This is a genomic window from Tabrizicola fusiformis, assembly GCF_013328815.1.
Lineage (GTDB): Bacteria > Pseudomonadota > Alphaproteobacteria > Rhodobacterales > Rhodobacteraceae > Fuscibacter.
The window spans coordinates 1-748 of record NZ_JABUHN010000056.1; the positions used below are offsets into that span (position 1 = coordinate 1).

General features: G+C 61.8%; 2 protein-coding genes. One reads left to right on the forward strand and one right to left on the reverse strand.

Going from position 1 to position 748, the window contains the following annotated elements:
• Window positions 1–39 precede the first annotated feature (39 nt).
• Window positions 40–570 (reverse strand): hypothetical protein, encoded by a 531-nt coding sequence (locus tag HS053_RS22125; protein WP_174213398.1) that lies wholly within the window; start codon window positions 568–570, stop codon window positions 40–42.
• On the opposite strand from HS053_RS22125, the gene HS053_RS22130 reads away from it, so the two are divergent.
• Window positions 557–748: hypothetical protein (locus HS053_RS22130; protein ID WP_174213399.1), on the forward strand; the 192-nt coding region annotated here is incomplete at its 3' end. The two genes, HS053_RS22125 and HS053_RS22130, sit on opposite strands and share 14 nt — an antisense overlap.

A 748-nucleotide genomic window follows, 5' to 3' on the forward strand; every position in this document is an offset into this window, starting at 1 on the left:
GTTGAGGCACGGTTGAGCGCGCTGCGGACCCTGAACGACTCAGTCGTCATCGCCGTAAGGGTTGAGGATGTCGTACCTCGTGCTGAGGCCTCTCCGAGCAACCCGCGCTCCATTATCGCGGCCGTCGGACTTGAAGACCTTCTCGCCGCATCGTGTGCAGCCAAGTGTGTTGAAATTCACCGGCTGGAGCATCGACTTTACCTCGGCCTCGAAACAGCTTGTGCAAAGGTAGTGTTCTTGCTCGCCCCGCGCCTGGTCGGGTCGAAGGGCATAGACGAAGCCGCCCATGTCGGTCTTGGTCAGCACATACCGCTGCGCCTCCGCTTGAAAGCGGTCCCGCTTCTTCTGCTCGTCCTGAAGCTTCAGCAGAGCATCCTGCATCGCCATCTGCGCCGTCTTGGCCTCCAGAAGCTTATCGATCGCCTCGGCCGCGAGGGCCTTGATCTCGGAAAGGTCGGGGTTCGGCTTCCGCACGAGGTCCATCACGCCTTTGATGGCAGATGTCGAACCGGTGAGAAGACCCGTCGCCCCCTCTCCGATCGTGAGGGCTTCCTTGATGAATGACAGCATCCGTATCGTCCTTCAGTGGGTGTTTCGCTGCGGGATGAAGGCGCCGGGAGGTGCTGGTAACACCGCCCGGTGCCGCTACCATATCATGCAGGCCATGCGGGGTGGCAAATTCGTGCGGGCGGTTCTTCGCGCCGCCCGCGCGCTTGATGACCATTGGATCGGCGACCTGATCGGCGCC